Genomic DNA, 13,992 nt, shown 5'->3' with positions numbered 1-13,992 from the left:
GTCGGGCCGCTTAGGTTTTGATGGTGCACGGTTTATACCGCGCCGGGTTTAAGGGCGAGCGGCCCTTGAACCTCTGGTCCGAGCGAGAAGATGGCCCTCCGCATGACACACGTTCTACAGAGGTCCGCCATTGAGCACGTCAAGTTACTCTCGTCGAAAATCACGTCGCGGGCGCGGAGAGTTTGTCCAGGCTCTTCAAGAACGTATCCGCCGACTCGTACCCGACAACCCGCACCACTTCGTTGCCTTGCGCATCGAAGAAGATGATCCCCGGCGGCCCGAACAGTTTGAAGCGTTTGAGCAACGCTTGGTCATCGGGATTATTCGCCGTGACGTCCGCGCGCAGCAGGTTGAGTTGTGCGAGACGAGCACGTACCCGCGGATCGCTGAACGTGAGATGTTCCATTTCCTTACACGACACGCACCAATCGGCATAGAAATCGAGCATGGCGGGACGGCCGGCTGCCTTGAGCGCCAGGTCCAGTTCCGCCGATGACTTCACCGGTGCGAAAGTCTCCCCAGGCGCTGATTGTTGTGCGCTGGCTTCCGTTCCGGAACCCATGCGCGCCGCAAATACAGCAAGCGGTCGAAGTGGATCGGTCGAACCCGCGGCGAGCCCAACGAGCAACGCCGCGCCCCAGATAGCGAGCGCGGCGCCGAATCCCCGACCCAGTTTGCGCCATATCGACACCCCTGCAGCGCCCGATGTGAACAGTCCCAACGCCGCAGCCGCCGCAAGCAACCACAACGCCGCCAGCGCCATCTGCGCGACCGCGCTGAGTACTGGCCACACAATCCACAGTGCCGCCGCGAGCAACACAACGCCGAAGAACACCTTCACACCGTCCATCCAGTTTCCGGCGCGCGGCAACAGCGTGCCGGCACCCAGTCCGATGATCAGCAGCGGCACGCCGAGCCCTACGCCCATGGAGAACAACGCGGCGCCGCCGAGCAGCGCGTTGCCCGTGTGCGCGATGAATGCAAGCACGGCGAAGAGTGGCGCAGTCATGCAAGCACCGACCACGAGCGCCGACAATGCCCCCATGACGACGACCGCCGCAACCTTCCCGCCCGAACGTTTCTGCGACGCCTGGTTGACGCTGTTTTGCCAGCGCGCCGGCAATGCGATATCGACACCTGCGATCAGCGTGAGCGCGAAGATCGCCAGCAGCACGCCGAACGCGCCGAGCACCCAGGGATTCTGGAGCCATGCGCCGAGACTCTGCCCGATCATCGCGGCGAGCACGCCTAGCGCGGTGTAGACGAGCGCCATGCCAAACACGTACGCCACCGATAACCCGAATCCCCGCGAGCGCGTCACGCGCGCGCCTTCACCAATGATGATGGCCGACAGAATAGGAATCATTGGATAAGAGCACGGCAACAGGCTCAACACGACGCCCGCTACGAAGTACAAGCCGACGATTGCGAAAAAGCCCCCGCTTTCGAGCAGGGATTGCGCGTAATCGGCGTTGGTTGCGCGTTCGTACCAAGGAACGTCACTGGCGCTGGCCGATGGCGTTTGACCAGCGGCACTGGCGGCTTGCAGCGCCGCGCCACTGACGCGGTACACGCGCTCCATCGGCGGATAACAAATGCCTTGATCGGCACACCCCTGCGACGTGACGGCAATATCGAAAGGACCGGAAGCCTGCTTCACCGGAATCCGGATCACAAGTTCACCGCGATACGTTTCCACGTCCTTGTTAAACGTCTGGTCGAAGTGAACCTTGCCTGCGGGCAATTGCGGTTCGCCAAGCGTCGCCGTGCCACTCTTAACCGCAAACGCAAACCGCTCGCGATACATGTAATAGCCATCTGCTACTTTATATCGCACGTCGATTTCGCCCGGTTTCTCCGTGGCGCTGAATTTGAACGCGACGGCGGGGTCGAGAAAATCGTCGGCGGCATGGCTTGGCGAAATGAAGCAGAGTAGCAACGCGAAACACGATACGAGCATGAGCACTGCATCGAGCGGCCGGCGCGCGGAGAAGGCAAAGGACTTAAACATTAAGAGGACGTTGAGTTTCCGCAGTAATCCATTGCCCATAAGCAGCCGACGCATCTGCCTGCCACGAGACAATTTCAGGTGTTTCATAAGGATGATTCGCTTCGATAAAGCGCGTCAGTTCGTCGCCGCGTGCGAGGCTTGTCTTGAACAGGAGCTGAAGCTCCTCGGCAACCTCGACCTTACCTTCCCACCGATACCGCGACTTCACCGCCCCCAGCTCTGTCACGCATGCGGCAAGGCGTGCGTCTATGGCTTGCTGCGCGAGCGTTGACGCGGCCTCGCTGTCAGGCAGCGTCGTGAGAACGAGTACAACCGGCGTGTTCACGGAAAAGCTCCGATGCAGTGGATATGCACGCAATCCTAGCACTGGACGTCGACAACTCGCATTCAGCCAATCGGCCTATGACCCGAATCACAAGCCGTAGAAACCGGCCGTGCGAAACCAGCGCACAAATAGAAAAAGGCCAAGCAAAGCTTGGCCTTTCTTCGATCAACAGCGCGCTCGCTTATTCAGCTTCTTGCACGTCGTCGCCGTCCGCGAGTTCCGGACGATCCATCAGCATGACCAGCGCCATCGGCGCGTTGTCGCCGTTACGGAAGCCGAACTTCAGGATGCTCAGATATCCACCCGGGCGCTTTTCAAAGCGCGGGCCCAGCACTTCGAACAGCTTCGCGACGGAGTCACGATCGCGCAGGCGGTTGAACGCCAGACGGCGATTTGCCAGTGACGGCTTCTTGCCGAGTGTGATCAGCGGCTCAACAACTTTACGGAGTTCTTTAGCTTTCGGCAGCGTCGTCTTGATGACTTCGTGCTCGATCAGCGAGTTCGACATATTACGGAGCATAGCCAAACGGTGGCTGCTCGTGCGGTTCAGTTTCCGCAAACCATGTTTATGGCGCATTTTGAATTTCCTAATTAACCAAGTTTAGATCCAGCTCTTCTATTGCGTCTCCTGAGAATTTCTCGTGAGCGCACGGGCCGGTCGTAGAAAAAGCAAGATGCGGATTTTAAAGGAAAATCCGCATCTTTGCCAGTCAAGCGTACTGCTTGAATCTTACTTGTCGAGACCAGCCGGCGGCCAGTTTTCGAGCTTCATACCCAACGTCAGACCACGCGAAGCCAGGACTTCCTTGATCTCGTTCAGCGACTTGCGACCGAGATTAGGCGTCTTGAGCAATTCGTTTTCCGTGCGCTGAATCAAATCACCGATGTAATAGATGTTCTCGGCCTTCAGGCAGTTCGCGGAACGAACCGTCAGTTCGAGATCGTCCACCGGACGCAACAGGATCGGATCGATCTGCGGCGCGCGCGACGGAGCTTCTGCCGCTGCTTCCGTGCCTTCCAGTGCCGCAAATACCGACAACTGGTCGACCAGGATACGAGCTGATTGACGAATTGCTTCCTCGGGCGAAATCACGCCGTTGGTTTCAATGTTCATCACGAGCTTGTCGAGGTCGGTACGCTGTTCAACGCGAGCGCTTTCAACGGCGTAGCTCACGCGGAGAACCGGCGAGAACGATGCGTCCAGCACGATACGGCCAATGATCTTCGCCGAATCTTCGCCATAACGGCGCACGTTGCCCGGCACATAACCGCGGCCCTTTTCAATCTTGATCTGAACGTCGAGCTTGCCGCCCTTCGACAGATGCGCAATCACGTGACCCGGATTGATGACCTCGCAGTCGTGCGCGAGTTCGATATCGCCGGCCGTGACAACGCCTTCGCCTTCCTTGCGCAGCGTAACCGTAACTTCGTCGCGGTTATGCAGCTTGAAAACGACGCCCTTCAAATTCAACAGCAGGTTGACCACATCTTCTTGCACGCCGTCGAGCGTAGAATATTCATGCACGACGCCAGCAATCGTCACTTCGGTCGGCGCATAACCAATCATCGACGACAACAGCACACGCCGAAGCGCATTACCCAAGGTGTGACCATAACCGCGTTCGAACGGCTCCATGACCACTTTCGCGTGACTATCGCCAAGCGATTCAACTGCAATAATCTTGGGCTTCAACAAACTGGTTTGCATAGGTTTTCCTTTTCAATACCCTCGGCTCGTTACGCCGATAAGGCTGACCGGTGACAACCCGAAAATAAACAGCCGAGGTAACCCCTTGCCTTCGGCAATCAGGGCTCCCCGGCCGTTAATCCGATTTACCGCGAATACAATTCGACGATCAGGCTTTCGTTGATGTCGCCAGCGATATCGCTGCGTTCCGGCATCGACTTGAACGTGCCTTCGAACTTCTTGGCATCGACCGTCACCCAGCTCGGCATTCCGCCTTGCTCAGCCAGGTTCAGCGCTTCGAGAATCCGCACTTGTTTCTTCGACTGTTCGCGAACAGCAACCACATCACCGGCCTTGACTTGCATAGACGGGATGTTGTTCACAACGCCGTTCACCGTGATCGACTTGTGGCCGACCAACTGACGCGCTTCAGCACGCGTTGAACCGAAGCCCATGCGATACACGACGTTATCAAGACGCGACTCAAGCAATTGCAGCAGGTTTTCGCCCGTCGGGCCCTTGCGGCGATCAGCTTCAGCGAAGTAACGGCGGAACTGACGTTCGAGCACGCCGTAAATACGCTTCACTTTTTGCTTTTCACGCAACTGCGTACCGTAGTCGGACGTACGAGCACCCGACGTGCGGCCATGCTGACCCGGCTTGCTATCGAGCTTGCACTTGTCGGCGAGGGAGCGGCGCGCGCTCTTCAGGAAAAGATCAGTACCTTCACGGCGGGACAGCTTTGCTTTTGGACCGGTATAACGTGCCACTTTGCATCCTTAATAATTGATCACGCGAAGATTGTTCGCGCTAGTTCGAACTCGATGGATCGAACGGTGGGCTTAGTCAGTATTCTTCACGCAGATTCCATAACGCAAGCAACCTGTCGACGCGCGAGCGTCAACAGGTCAAGGCGTTACGCGACGTCTTAGATACGACGACGCTTCGGCGGACGGCAGCCGTTGTGCGGAACCGGTGTCACGTCGGAGATTGCGGTGATCTTGATTCCAAGACCATGCAGCGCACGCACCGCCGATTCACGGCCAGGACCAGGGCCCTTGATCCGCACTTCGAGGTTCTTCACGCCGTATTCCATCGCCACGCGACCAGCCGATTCGGCTGCAACCTGAGCAGCAAAGGGAGTCGATTTACGCGAACCCTTGAAGCCCTGGCCACCCGAAGTTGCCCAGGCGAGTGCATTGCCTTGGCGATCGGTGATCGTGATGATGGTGTTGTTGAACGACGCGTGAACGTGAACTACGCCCTCGGCGACGTTCTTCTTTACCTTCTTGCGAACGCGTTGCGCCGCGGAGTTGTTCGAAGCCTTAGCCATTACGTTTTCCTGTAACTATCAATTCCGCTTACTTCTTCAGCGATTGCGCTGCACGACGCGGACCCTTACGGGTACGGGCATTCGTACGTGTGCGTTGACCACGCATGGGCAGGCCCTTGCGATGACGTACGCCACGATAGCAGCCCAAGTCCATCAGGCGCTTGATGTTCATCGTCACTTCACGACGCAGGTCGCCTTCGACGATAAACTTACCCACTTCTTCTCGCAGCTTTTCGAGGTCTGCGTCAGTGAGGTCTTTGACCTTCTTCGAAAACTCCACACCAGACGAGACGCAAATGTTGCGTGCGCGCGTGCGGCCTACACCGAAAATAGCCGTGAGGCCGATTTCAGTATGCTGGTGATTCGGGATGTTAACCCCTGCGATACGAGCCATTGTTTTTCCTCAAACAAAAAGCGCAAGCAAAAAGCGCGGCGTTCAGCCTTGACGCTGTTTGTGGCGCGGATCAGAGCTGCAAATCACGCGCACAACGCCCTTGCGCTTGATGATCTTGCAATTGCGGCAAATGCGCTTAACCGATGCCATCACTTTCATGATATTACCCTTTTTTCAAATCACTTCGCCCGGAACACGATCCGTGCACGAGACAGATCGTAAGGCGTCAATTCAACCGTTACCTTGTCGCCTGGAAGAATGCGGATGGTGTGCATCCGCATTCTTCCCGGATATGTGCCCAAGAACCACATGGCCATTTTCTAACCTAACCCGGAAAGTCGCATTGGGAAGGTTTTCCACCACCTCACCCTGCATCTGGATTACATCATCTTTGGCCATAGTCCTTATTAGCGCATAGGGACGTTACTGCCTTTGAAGTTGGCCTTCTTGAGCAGCGATTCGTACTGTTGCGACATAACGTAGGACTGCACCTGCGCCATGAAATCCATCGTGACCACGACAATGATCAGCAGCGACGTTCCACCGAAATAAAACGGTACGTTCCAACGCAGCACCAGAAATTCCGGCAGCAAGCAAACGAACACGATGTAGATCGCACCGGCCAGCGTCAAACGCGTGAGGATCCGATCAATATATCGAGCCGTCTGGTCACCAGGACGAATCCCGGGAACGAAGGCACCGCTTTTCTTCAAGTTGTCGGCCGTCTCTCTGCTGTTGAACACCAACGCGGTGTAGAAGAAGCAGAAGAAAACGATCGCCATTGCGTACAGCAACACATACACCGGTTGACCAGGCTTCAGCGCCTCAGCAACACCGTGCAGCGTGTTCGCAAACCAGCCGGTCCGCGTACCCGAACTAAACCAGTTCAGGATAGTTGCCGGGAACAGGATGATCGACGACGCAAAGATCGGCGGAATCACACCCGACATATTCAACTTCAGCGGCAAATGCGAAGACTGACCGCCGTAAATCTTGTTTCCGACCTGACGCTTGGCGTAGTTCACGAGGATCTTGCGCTGACCGCGTTCGATGAACACCACCACGAACGTGACCGCCCCAATCAGCACGACGACAATAATCGCCGAGATGATACTCATGGAGCCGGTGCGAACCAGTTCGAAGAGACCACCGATTGCGTTCGGGAAACCCGCCGCGATACCACCGAAAATGATGATCGAGATTCCGTTGCCCAGACCGCGCTCCGTGATCTGCTCACCCAGCCACATCAGGAACATCGTGCCGGTCACCAGCGTGACCACAGTCGTCAACCGGAACACCATGCCTGGATCAATAACGAGTCCAGCCTGATTTTCCAGCGCCACCGCAATACCGAATGCTTGAAATGTAGCCAGAACAACCGTGAAGTAACGCGTGTACTGCGTAATCTTCCGCTGCCCCGCTTGCCCTTCTTTCTTCAGCGCTTCCATTTGCGGCGAAACGATCGACAGCAGTTGCATGATGATCGACGCTGAGATGTACGGCATGATCCCAAGCGCGAAGATCGTGAACCTGGAAAGAGCACCACCCGAGAACATGTTGAACATGCCTAAGATGCCGCCTGACTGGCTCTGGAAAAGCTTCGCCAGCTGATCCGGGTCGATACCCGGCACCGGAATGTGCGCACCGATACGGTAGACGATCAGCGCCAGCAGCAAGAACATTGCACGCCGACGCAGATCGCCGAACTTCGCAGCGCTTCGACCGGATTTTGCGAGACTCGGGCTATTAGCCAAGAACCTTCTCCGATGCTTTCGCTAACAACGACAACACGCTTTCGTTACTCAGAGACCGAGCCGCCAACGGCTTCAATCGCAGCACGGGCACCCTTCGTAGCAACGAGGCCCTTGACCGTGATCTTGCGCGTCAGCTCGCCCGTCTTGATGATCCGTGCGCTCGTAAAGAGCACGCCGAGCAGACCGGCTTGCTTCAAAGCCAACAAGTCGATTTCGTCGACCGGCAGCTTCTCGAGATCCGACAAACGCACTTCACCAACGAACTCATGCGTCAGCGAGCTAAAGCCACGCTTCGGCAGACGACGTTGCAAAGGCATCTGACCGCCTTCGAAGCCGACTTTATGAAAGCCGCCCGAACGCGATTTTTGACCCTTGTGACCACGACCTGCAGTCTTGCCCAGGCCGGAACCGATACCGCGGCCAACGCGACGCTTTGCGTGCTTCGCGCCTTCTGCCGGCTTAAGGTTATTCAAATCCATATTCAACTCCTTGATCCCTGGTCAGCCGCTTAGCTGAGGACTTTGACAAGGTACGAGACCTTGTTGATCATCCCGCGTACTGCCGGGGTGTCCTGCAGTTCGCTAACCGAGTTGAGTCGGCGCAGGCCCAGACCACGCACCGTTGCACGGTGCGTTTCACGGGTCCCAATCAGGCTCTTCACGAGCTGAACCTTGACAGTTTTATCAGACATGGTGACCACCTGGCTTAGCCCAAAATATCTTCGACGGACTTGCCGCGCTTCGCCGCGATGTCACCCGGCGTGGACTGCTTGCGCAGACCGTCGAGTGTTGCACGAACGAGGTTGTACGGATTCGTCGAACCGTGGCTCTTCGCCACAACGTTTTGAACGCCCATCACGTCGAACACTGCGCGCATCGGGCCGCCGGCGATAACACCCGTACCGTCCTTGGCCGGAGCCAGGAGAACTGCGGATGCGCCATGCTTACCATGCACTTCGTGTTGCAGCGTACCGTTCTTCAACGGCACCTTGAACATGTTGCGGCGTGCTTGTTCCATTGCCTTTTGAACAGCAACCGGAACTTCCTTCGCTTTACCTTTGCCCATGCCGATGCGGCCATCGCCATCGCCAACCACGGTCAGTGCGGCAAAACCGAGAATCCGGCCGCCCTTCACCACCTTGGTCACGCGATTGACCGCGATCATCTTTTCACGGAGGCCGTCGTCGCGTTCTTCAGCCTTCACATTCGCTTGCATCTTTGCCATGACGAATTCTTCCCTTAGAACTTGAGTCCGGCTTCGCGTGCCGCATCAGCCAGCGCTTTCACGCGGCCGTGGTAACGGAAACCTGAACGGTCGAAGGCGACGGATTCGACGCCGGCAGCCTTGGCTTTTTCAGCAATACGCTTACCGACAGCGATCGCAGCATTGACGTTGCCGCCCTTACCGGTCTTGTCGGCCAGTTCGGCACGCACTTCAGCTTCGAGCGTCGACGCGCTTGCCAACACCTTGGTGCCGCATGCCGAGAACACTTGCGCATAGATATGCGTGTTCGTGCGATGCACAGCCAGACGTGCGACCTGCAGCTCAGCGATCTTGACGCGCGTCTGTTTAGCGCGGCGCAGGCGAGATTGAGTCTTATCCATGATTGCGCACCCTTACTTCTTCTTCGTTTCTTTGAGGATGACGACTTCGCCGAAGTAGCGCACGCCCTTGCCCTTGTAGGGCTCCGGCGGACGGTAACCGCGAACTTCCGCAGCGACCTGGCCAACTTTCTGCTTGTCGATCCCCTTGATCACGATTTCGGTTTGCGTCGGGGTTTCAACTTTGACGCCTTCCGGCATCGCATGCACCACGGGGTGCGAGAAACCCAGCGACAGATTCAGCTTGTCGCCCTGCGCCTGCGCGCGATAACCAACGCCAACCAGCGTCAGCTTGCGCTCGAAACCCTTCGTAACGCCATTCACCATGTTCGCCACGAGGGCGCGCATCGTGCCCGACATCGCATTCGCTTCACGGCTTTCATCAGCCGGGGCGAAGTTGAGCGTGCCGTTGTCGTTTGCTACCGTAACAAGCGGGTTGGCCGCTTGCGTAATCGTACCCAGCGGGCCCTTGACGGTGATTACTTCGCCGCTAAAGGCCACTTCCGCGCCTTGCGGCAGCGTAATCGGGCTTTTACCTACTCGAGACATGTTTCTTCTCCTTTTCGGCTTAAGCGACGTAGCAGAGGACTTCGCCGCCGACGCCGGTCTGGCGCGCCTTGCGGTCGGTCATCACACCCTGGGGCGTCGACACGATTGCAACGCCAAGACCGTTCATCACAACCGGAATGTCGTTACGACCGCGATACACACGCAGACCAGGCTTCGAGACGCGTTCAATGCGCTCGATAACCGGACGGCCAGCGTAGTACTTCAACGCGATATTCAATTCAGACTTCGCACCTTCAGACTTCACTGCGAAATCGTCGATATAACCTTCGTCCTTCAAAACCTGCGCAATCGCAACCTTGACTTTCGACGAGGGCATTGTCACCGATACTTTCTCAACCATCTGCGCATTGCGGATGCGAGTCAGCATATCGGCGATAGGATCACTCATACTCATTTAGATATCTCCTATTACCAGCTCGCCTTGGTCAGGCCAGGGATTTCGCCGCGGAATGCGATTTCGCGAATCTTGCTGCGTGCCAATCCGAATTTGCGGAACGTGCCACGCGGACGACCCGTGATCGCGCAGCGGTTACGCTTGCGAGTGGGGTTCGAATTGCGGGGCAGTTGTTGCAGTTCGAGACGAGCGGCATAACGCTCTTCGTCCGACTTGCTCGCGTCATCAATGACCGCCTTCAGCGCCGTACGCTTGGGAGCGTACTTTGCAGCCAGGCGCGCACGCTTCTTTTCACGTTCGATCAGTGCCAGTTTAGCCACGGTAACCTCAGTTTCTGAACGGGAACTTGAAGCTGGCGAGCAGTGCCTTCGCTTCATCGTCAGTCTTCGCGGTCGTCGTGATGCTGATGTTCAGCCCACGAAGCGCGTCGATCTTGTCGTAATCGATCTCGGGGAAAATGATCTGCTCTTTCACACCGATGTTGTAGTTGCCGCGACCGTCGAACGCACGACCCGATACACCGCGGAAGTCACGAACCCGGGGGAGCGCAACCGTCACGAAACGATCGAGAAATTCGTACATGGCCTGACCGCGCAGCGTAACCATCGCGCCGATCGGGTAGCCCTGACGAATCTTGAAGCCAGCGATAGCCTTGCGTGCCTTCGTGATAACGGGCTTTTGGCCAGCAATCTTCGTCAGGTCGCCAACGGCGTTTTCGATGATCTTCTTGTCGGCGACGGCTTCACCAAGACCCATGTTCAGGGTGATTTTGGTGATGCGCGGCACTTCCATTACGGACTTGTAGCCGAACTTCTCAACGAGGCCGGGTACAACTTTCTCTTTATAAAACTCATGCAGACGTGCCATTTATTACTCCGCGTCAGACGCTAAGCGTGGCACCGGTCGACTTCAAGAAGCGTACCTTCTTGTCGTTCTCGACCTTGATGCCCACACGCGACGCCTTGCCATTCGCGTCGACCAATGCGACGTTCGAAATATGCAAGGGCATCGTCTTGGCTTCTACGCCGCCCGTCGTACCCTTCATCGGGTTAGGCTTCACGTGTTTCTTGACGAGGTTGATACCCTCGACCGTCACACGCTCTTCCCCAACGGACAGCACGATACCGCGCTTGCCTTTGTCTTTGCCAGTGATGACGAGAACCTCGTCACCTTTGCGAATCTTGTTCATCGCGACTCCTTACAGCACTTCCGGCGCGAGCGAAACGATCTTCATAAATCGTTCACTACGCAATTCACGCGTAACCGGTCCGAAAATACGCGTACCGATAGGCTCGAGCTTGGCATTCAAAAGTACGGCGGCATTACCGTCGAACTTGATCAGCGAGCCGTCCTGGCGGCGCACGCCCTTGGCCGTACGAACGACCACGGCGTTGTAGATTTCGCCCTTCTTCACGCGTCCGCGCGGCGTTGCTTCTTTGACGGTCACCTTGATGATGTCGCCAATGCTAGCGTAACGACGCTTCGAGCCGCCGAGCACCTTGATGCACATCACTTCACGTGCACCTGTGTTGTCGGCAACTTCAAGCCGAGTTTCGGTCTGAATCATGGTTTATCTTTCCCAACTTAATCCAGTTACGCCACCATGGCTTAACCGGTCAGTCTTGGTCCCGTCAGCCTGGTGGCTGCTTGGGTTAGAACAGGCAGCGAGGGCAGACGAAACCCGCCATCGCAATCCGGTGAATCTGTCAGCACAAGCTTGGCGCCTGCGCTGGCTTCCCCCACCAACTTCGCCCGCGATGGGGCTCCCACAAAGAGGGAAGACCGAAATTATAACGCATAATTTCGGTCTGGCAAGCGAAAGTTACTGCGATACTTCTTTTACCGCGTTTTGATGCTTTTTGACGCTTAGATTACGCGAGCTGTCTCAAGCAACTTCGACACAACCCAGGCTTTCGTCTTGGAAATCGGACGTGTTTCCTGGATCTCGACGAGATCGCCTTCGTTGTACGTGTTCGCGTCGTCGTGAGCGTGGTACTTCTTCGAGCGTACGACGTACTTGCCGTAGATCGGGTGCTTTACGCGATGCTCAACCAGCACGGTGACCGTCTTTTCCATCTTGTTGCTGACGACCTTGCCGACCAGCGTCCGCTTGAGCGAGGTTTTTACGCTGCTATCGTTCATTTCTGGTTCGCCTTCTCAGTCAGGACGGTCCGCACACGAGCGATGTCGCGACGAACCTTCTTCAATTGACTATTGTTGGTCAATTGCTGGGTCGCGAGTTGCATGCGCAGGCCGAATTGCGCCTTCAGCAGGTCCGTCAGCTCTTGATTGAGCCCAGCCTGGTCTTTCTGGTGAAGTTCGGAAGCCTTCATCATTGCTCCTTAGGCGCCGAGCTGGCGTGAAACGAAGTACGTCTTCAGCGGCAGCTTAGCTGCAGCCAGACGGAACGCTTCACGTGCCAACTCTTCAGTAACACCGTCCATTTCATACAACATCTTGCCCGGTTGAATCTCTGCGACGTAGTACTCAGGGTTACCTTTACCGTTACCCATCCGTACTTCAGCCGGCTTTTGCGAGATCGGCTTGTCCGGGAAAATGCGGATCCAGATACGGCCGCCACGTTTAATGTGACGCGTCATTGCACGACGCGCCGCTTCGATTTGGCGCGCGGTCAAACGGCCGCGACCGATAGCCTTCAGACCATATTCACCGAACGACACTGCGTTGCCGCGCGTCGCCTTGCCGGTGTTACGACCCTTCTGCTCTTTGCGATACTTTCTGCGTTTCGGTTGCAGCATCGTTATTCTCCAGTCTTCCCGTCGCCGCCGGCACCGCCAGCACGACGGGGAGCGCCTGCACCACGGCGCGCACCTGCGTTTGCCGGACCACCACCCTCACCATCACGACGCGGACGGCGATCGCCACCCGGACGTGCGTTACGGCGCGGACGCTTGTCTTCGGCTACTTCTTCGACCACCGGTGCATCGTTGCGGCCCAGCGTGTCGCCCTTGTAGACCCACACCTTGACGCCGATGATGCCGTAGGTCGTCTTCGCTTCCGAGGTTGCGTAGTCGATATCAGCACGCAGAGTGTGAAGCGGAACGCGACCTTCGCGATACCACTCCGTACGAGCGATTTCGATACCGTTCAACCGGCCCGCGCTCATGATCTTGATGCCTTGGGCACCCAGACGCATGGCGTTTTGCATCGCACGCTTCATCGCGCGGCGGAACATGATCCGGCGCTCGAGTTGCTGCGTGATCGAGTCGGCGATCAGTTGCGCGTCGGTTTCCGGCTTACGGATTTCTTCGATGTTGACGTGGACCGGAACGCCCATGCGGCGTTGCAGTTCCGTCTTCAACAGTTCGATATCCTCACCCTTCTTGCCGATCACTACACCCGGACGCGAGCTGTAAATCGTGATACGTGCATTCTTCGCCGGACGCTCGATGACAACCCGACCCACCGAAGCGTTTTTCAGCTTCTTCTTCAGGTATTCACGAACGCCGATGTCTTCCTGCAGCATCGATGCGAAATTGGTGTTGTTCGCGTACCAACGCGACGCCCAATTTCGGCTGACAGCCAGACGGAAGCCTGTCGGATGAATTTTTTGTCCCATCGTATGGCTCCTTAATTCCCGACTGTCACGGTGATGTGACAGGATTGCTTCTCAATGCGGTTACCACGGCCTTTTGCGCGCGCGGTGAATCGCTTCAGGGAAGCTGCCTTGTCGACCATGATGCTCGTTACTTTGAGCTCGTCGATGTCGGCGCCTTCGTTGTGTTCCGCATTCGCGATCGCCGACAGCACGACCTTCTTGACAATACCCGCCGCCTTCTTCGGCGAGAACGTAAGAACGTTCAGCGCCTTGTCGACCGGCAAACCACGGATCTGGTCAGCCACAAGGCGCGTCTTCTGCGCCGAGATGCGGGCACCGCGATGAATAGCTTTTACTTCCATCT

At 56.9% G+C, this 13,992-nt stretch carries 24 protein-coding genes and 1 pseudogene; all 25 read right to left on the bottom strand.

Annotation, left to right across the window (positions count from 1 at the left end; all coding sequences use genetic code 11):
* Positions 1 to 160: 160 nt before the first annotated feature.
* Positions 161 to 2,011 (bottom strand): protein-disulfide reductase DsbD, encoded by a 1,851-nt coding sequence (gene dsbD / locus ACMX25_RS25400; protein WP_414952778.1) that lies wholly within the window; start codon positions 2,009 to 2,011, stop codon positions 161 to 163.
* Positions 2,004 to 2,336 (bottom strand): divalent-cation tolerance protein CutA, encoded by a 333-nt coding sequence (gene cutA, locus ACMX25_RS25395; RefSeq protein WP_414952777.1) that lies wholly within the window; start codon positions 2,334 to 2,336, stop codon positions 2,004 to 2,006. Before cutA ends, dsbD begins: the two co-directional genes overlap by 8 nt.
* A gap of 181 nt (positions 2,337 to 2,517) precedes the next feature.
* A complete protein-coding gene (rplQ, locus tag ACMX25_RS25390; protein WP_414952776.1) occupies positions 2,518 to 2,913 on the bottom strand; it encodes a 50S ribosomal protein L17 in 396 nt (131 codons plus the stop codon).
* Between the two features lie 153 nt (positions 2,914 to 3,066).
* Positions 3,067 to 4,044 (bottom strand): DNA-directed RNA polymerase subunit alpha, encoded by a 978-nt coding sequence (locus tag ACMX25_RS25385; protein WP_047845349.1) that lies wholly within the window; start codon positions 4,042 to 4,044, stop codon positions 3,067 to 3,069.
* Between the two features lie 125 nt (positions 4,045 to 4,169).
* Complete coding sequence (gene rpsD / locus ACMX25_RS25380; protein WP_414952775.1) at positions 4,170 to 4,793, bottom strand: 30S ribosomal protein S4; 624 nt, start codon at positions 4,791 to 4,793, stop codon at positions 4,170 to 4,172.
* Positions 4,794 to 4,951: 158 nt separating this feature from the next.
* Positions 4,952 to 5,356: a 30S ribosomal protein S11 gene (gene rpsK / locus ACMX25_RS25375; RefSeq protein ID WP_006052224.1), complete on the bottom strand. Its 405-nt coding sequence runs from the start codon at positions 5,354 to 5,356 to the stop codon at positions 4,952 to 4,954.
* A 28-nt stretch (positions 5,357 to 5,384) separates the two neighbouring features.
* Positions 5,385 to 5,750 carry a 30S ribosomal protein S13 gene (rpsM, locus tag ACMX25_RS25370; protein WP_062000484.1) on the bottom strand — a complete coding sequence of 122 codons (366 nt, stop codon included), beginning with the start codon at positions 5,748 to 5,750 and terminating at the stop codon, positions 5,385 to 5,387.
* A gap of 42 nt (positions 5,751 to 5,792) precedes the next feature.
* On the bottom strand, positions 5,793 to 5,909 hold the full coding sequence (rpmJ, locus tag ACMX25_RS25365; RefSeq protein ID WP_004199844.1) for a 50S ribosomal protein L36: 117 nt from the start codon (positions 5,907 to 5,909) through the stop codon (positions 5,793 to 5,795).
* A 20-nt stretch (positions 5,910 to 5,929) separates the two neighbouring features.
* Positions 5,930 to 6,149: pseudogene (gene infA / locus ACMX25_RS25360) on the bottom strand (translation initiation factor IF-1).
* Between the two features lie 8 nt (positions 6,150 to 6,157).
* Complete coding sequence (gene secY / locus ACMX25_RS25355; protein WP_414952774.1) at positions 6,158 to 7,504, bottom strand: preprotein translocase subunit SecY; 1,347 nt, start codon at positions 7,502 to 7,504, stop codon at positions 6,158 to 6,160.
* 44 nt (positions 7,505 to 7,548) lie between these two features.
* A complete protein-coding gene (rplO, locus tag ACMX25_RS25350; RefSeq protein WP_414952773.1) occupies positions 7,549 to 7,983 on the bottom strand; it encodes a 50S ribosomal protein L15 in 435 nt (144 codons plus the stop codon).
* A 29-nt stretch (positions 7,984 to 8,012) separates the two neighbouring features.
* Positions 8,013 to 8,195, bottom strand: a complete 183-nt coding sequence (gene rpmD, locus ACMX25_RS25345) for a 50S ribosomal protein L30 (protein WP_047845343.1) — start codon at positions 8,193 to 8,195, stop codon at positions 8,013 to 8,015.
* Between the two features lie 14 nt (positions 8,196 to 8,209).
* Entirely contained in the window at positions 8,210 to 8,728 is a 519-nt protein-coding gene (gene rpsE / locus ACMX25_RS25340) for a 30S ribosomal protein S5 (protein WP_031361566.1), read from the bottom strand.
* A gap of 14 nt (positions 8,729 to 8,742) precedes the next feature.
* Positions 8,743 to 9,108, bottom strand: coding sequence for a 50S ribosomal protein L18 (rplR, locus tag ACMX25_RS25335; protein ID WP_056355425.1), 366 nt, complete (start codon positions 9,106 to 9,108; stop codon positions 8,743 to 8,745).
* A 12-nt stretch (positions 9,109 to 9,120) separates the two neighbouring features.
* Entirely contained in the window at positions 9,121 to 9,654 is a 534-nt protein-coding gene (gene rplF / locus ACMX25_RS25330) for a 50S ribosomal protein L6 (RefSeq protein ID WP_056355422.1), read from the bottom strand.
* Between the two features lie 19 nt (positions 9,655 to 9,673).
* On the bottom strand, positions 9,674 to 10,069 hold the full coding sequence (rpsH, locus tag ACMX25_RS25325; RefSeq protein ID WP_031361569.1) for a 30S ribosomal protein S8: 396 nt from the start codon (positions 10,067 to 10,069) through the stop codon (positions 9,674 to 9,676).
* A 14-nt stretch (positions 10,070 to 10,083) separates the two neighbouring features.
* Positions 10,084 to 10,389, bottom strand: coding sequence for a 30S ribosomal protein S14 (gene rpsN / locus ACMX25_RS25320; protein WP_031361570.1), 306 nt, complete (start codon positions 10,387 to 10,389; stop codon positions 10,084 to 10,086).
* 7 nt (positions 10,390 to 10,396) lie between these two features.
* Complete coding sequence (gene rplE, locus ACMX25_RS25315; RefSeq protein WP_031361571.1) at positions 10,397 to 10,936, bottom strand: 50S ribosomal protein L5; 540 nt, start codon at positions 10,934 to 10,936, stop codon at positions 10,397 to 10,399.
* Between the two features lie 13 nt (positions 10,937 to 10,949).
* On the bottom strand, positions 10,950 to 11,258 hold the full coding sequence (gene rplX, locus ACMX25_RS25310) for a 50S ribosomal protein L24 (RefSeq protein ID WP_089162633.1): 309 nt from the start codon (positions 11,256 to 11,258) through the stop codon (positions 10,950 to 10,952).
* Between the two features lie 9 nt (positions 11,259 to 11,267).
* Positions 11,268 to 11,636: a 50S ribosomal protein L14 gene (gene rplN / locus ACMX25_RS25305; RefSeq protein ID WP_006052212.1), complete on the bottom strand. Its 369-nt coding sequence runs from the start codon at positions 11,634 to 11,636 to the stop codon at positions 11,268 to 11,270.
* 299 nt (positions 11,637 to 11,935) lie between these two features.
* Positions 11,936 to 12,211 (bottom strand): 30S ribosomal protein S17, encoded by a 276-nt coding sequence (rpsQ, locus tag ACMX25_RS25300; protein WP_414952772.1) that lies wholly within the window; start codon positions 12,209 to 12,211, stop codon positions 11,936 to 11,938.
* Positions 12,208 to 12,402 (bottom strand): 50S ribosomal protein L29, encoded by a 195-nt coding sequence (gene rpmC, locus ACMX25_RS25295; RefSeq protein WP_031361575.1) that lies wholly within the window; start codon positions 12,400 to 12,402, stop codon positions 12,208 to 12,210. Before rpmC ends, rpsQ begins: the two co-directional genes overlap by 4 nt.
* 9 nt (positions 12,403 to 12,411) lie before the next feature.
* A complete protein-coding gene (rplP, locus tag ACMX25_RS25290) occupies positions 12,412 to 12,828 on the bottom strand; it encodes a 50S ribosomal protein L16 (protein ID WP_031361576.1) in 417 nt (138 codons plus the stop codon).
* Positions 12,829 to 12,830: 2 nt separating this feature from the next.
* Positions 12,831 to 13,649, bottom strand: a complete 819-nt coding sequence (gene rpsC / locus ACMX25_RS25285) for a 30S ribosomal protein S3 (protein ID WP_031361577.1) — start codon at positions 13,647 to 13,649, stop codon at positions 12,831 to 12,833.
* An 11-nt stretch (positions 13,650 to 13,660) separates the two neighbouring features.
* Positions 13,661 to 13,990, bottom strand: a complete 330-nt coding sequence (rplV, locus tag ACMX25_RS25280; protein WP_031361578.1) for a 50S ribosomal protein L22 — start codon at positions 13,988 to 13,990, stop codon at positions 13,661 to 13,663.
* Between the last annotated feature and the right edge of the window lie 2 nt (positions 13,991 to 13,992).

Origin of the sequence: Caballeronia eucalypticola (assembly GCF_047608185.1) — a bacterium.
Taxonomy (GTDB): Bacteria; Pseudomonadota; Gammaproteobacteria; order Burkholderiales; family Burkholderiaceae; genus Caballeronia.
This window is presented reverse-complemented; position numbering and strand designations above follow the sequence as displayed.

What these genes read in the sequence shown, in the direction of transcription:
- rplN (WP_006052212.1), bottom strand. Translation starts at nt 11,636, where the DNA reads ATGATTCAGACCGAAACTCGGCTTGAAGTTGCCGACAACACAGGTGCA.
- rpsQ (WP_414952772.1), bottom strand. Translation starts at nt 12,211, where the DNA reads ATGAACGATAGCAGCGTAAAAACCTCGCTCAAGCGGACGCTGGTCGGC.
- rpmC (WP_031361575.1), bottom strand. Translation starts at nt 12,402, where the DNA reads ATGAAGGCTTCCGAACTTCACCAGAAAGACCAGGCTGGGCTCAATCAA.
- rpsH (WP_031361569.1), bottom strand. Translation starts at nt 10,069, where the DNA reads ATGAGTATGAGTGATCCTATCGCCGATATGCTGACTCGCATCCGCAAT.
- rpmD (WP_047845343.1), bottom strand. Translation starts at nt 8,195, where the DNA reads ATGTCTGATAAAACTGTCAAGGTTCAGCTCGTGAAGAGCCTGATTGGG.
- rplO (WP_414952773.1), bottom strand. Translation starts at nt 7,983, where the DNA reads ATGGATTTGAATAACCTTAAGCCGGCAGAAGGCGCGAAGCACGCAAAG.
- rplR (WP_056355425.1), bottom strand. Translation starts at nt 9,108, where the DNA reads ATGGATAAGACTCAATCTCGCCTGCGCCGCGCTAAACAGACGCGCGTC.
- rplF (WP_056355422.1), bottom strand. Translation starts at nt 9,654, where the DNA reads ATGTCTCGAGTAGGTAAAAGCCCGATTACGCTGCCGCAAGGCGCGGAA.
- rpmJ (WP_004199844.1), bottom strand. Translation starts at nt 5,909, where the DNA reads ATGAAAGTGATGGCATCGGTTAAGCGCATTTGCCGCAATTGCAAGATC.
- rpsK (WP_006052224.1), bottom strand. Translation starts at nt 5,356, where the DNA reads ATGGCTAAGGCTTCGAACAACTCCGCGGCGCAACGCGTTCGCAAGAAG.
- dsbD (WP_414952778.1), bottom strand. Translation starts at nt 2,011, where the DNA reads ATGTTTAAGTCCTTTGCCTTCTCCGCGCGCCGGCCGCTCGATGCAGTG.
- rpsC (WP_031361577.1), bottom strand. Translation starts at nt 13,649, where the DNA reads ATGGGACAAAAAATTCATCCGACAGGCTTCCGTCTGGCTGTCAGCCGA.
- rpsE (WP_031361566.1), bottom strand. Translation starts at nt 8,728, where the DNA reads ATGGCAAAGATGCAAGCGAATGTGAAGGCTGAAGAACGCGACGACGGC.
- rplP (WP_031361576.1), bottom strand. Translation starts at nt 12,828, where the DNA reads ATGCTGCAACCGAAACGCAGAAAGTATCGCAAAGAGCAGAAGGGTCGT.
- rplE (WP_031361571.1), bottom strand. Translation starts at nt 10,936, where the DNA reads ATGGCACGTCTGCATGAGTTTTATAAAGAGAAAGTTGTACCCGGCCTC.
- rplV (WP_031361578.1), bottom strand. Translation starts at nt 13,990, where the DNA reads ATGGAAGTAAAAGCTATTCATCGCGGTGCCCGCATCTCGGCGCAGAAG.
- ACMX25_RS25385 (WP_047845349.1), bottom strand. Translation starts at nt 4,044, where the DNA reads ATGCAAACCAGTTTGTTGAAGCCCAAGATTATTGCAGTTGAATCGCTT.
- rplX (WP_089162633.1), bottom strand. Translation starts at nt 11,258, where the DNA reads ATGAACAAGATTCGCAAAGGTGACGAGGTTCTCGTCATCACTGGCAAA.
- rplQ (WP_414952776.1), bottom strand. Translation starts at nt 2,913, where the DNA reads ATGCGCCATAAACATGGTTTGCGGAAACTGAACCGCACGAGCAGCCAC.
- rpsM (WP_062000484.1), bottom strand. Translation starts at nt 5,750, where the DNA reads ATGGCTCGTATCGCAGGGGTTAACATCCCGAATCACCAGCATACTGAA.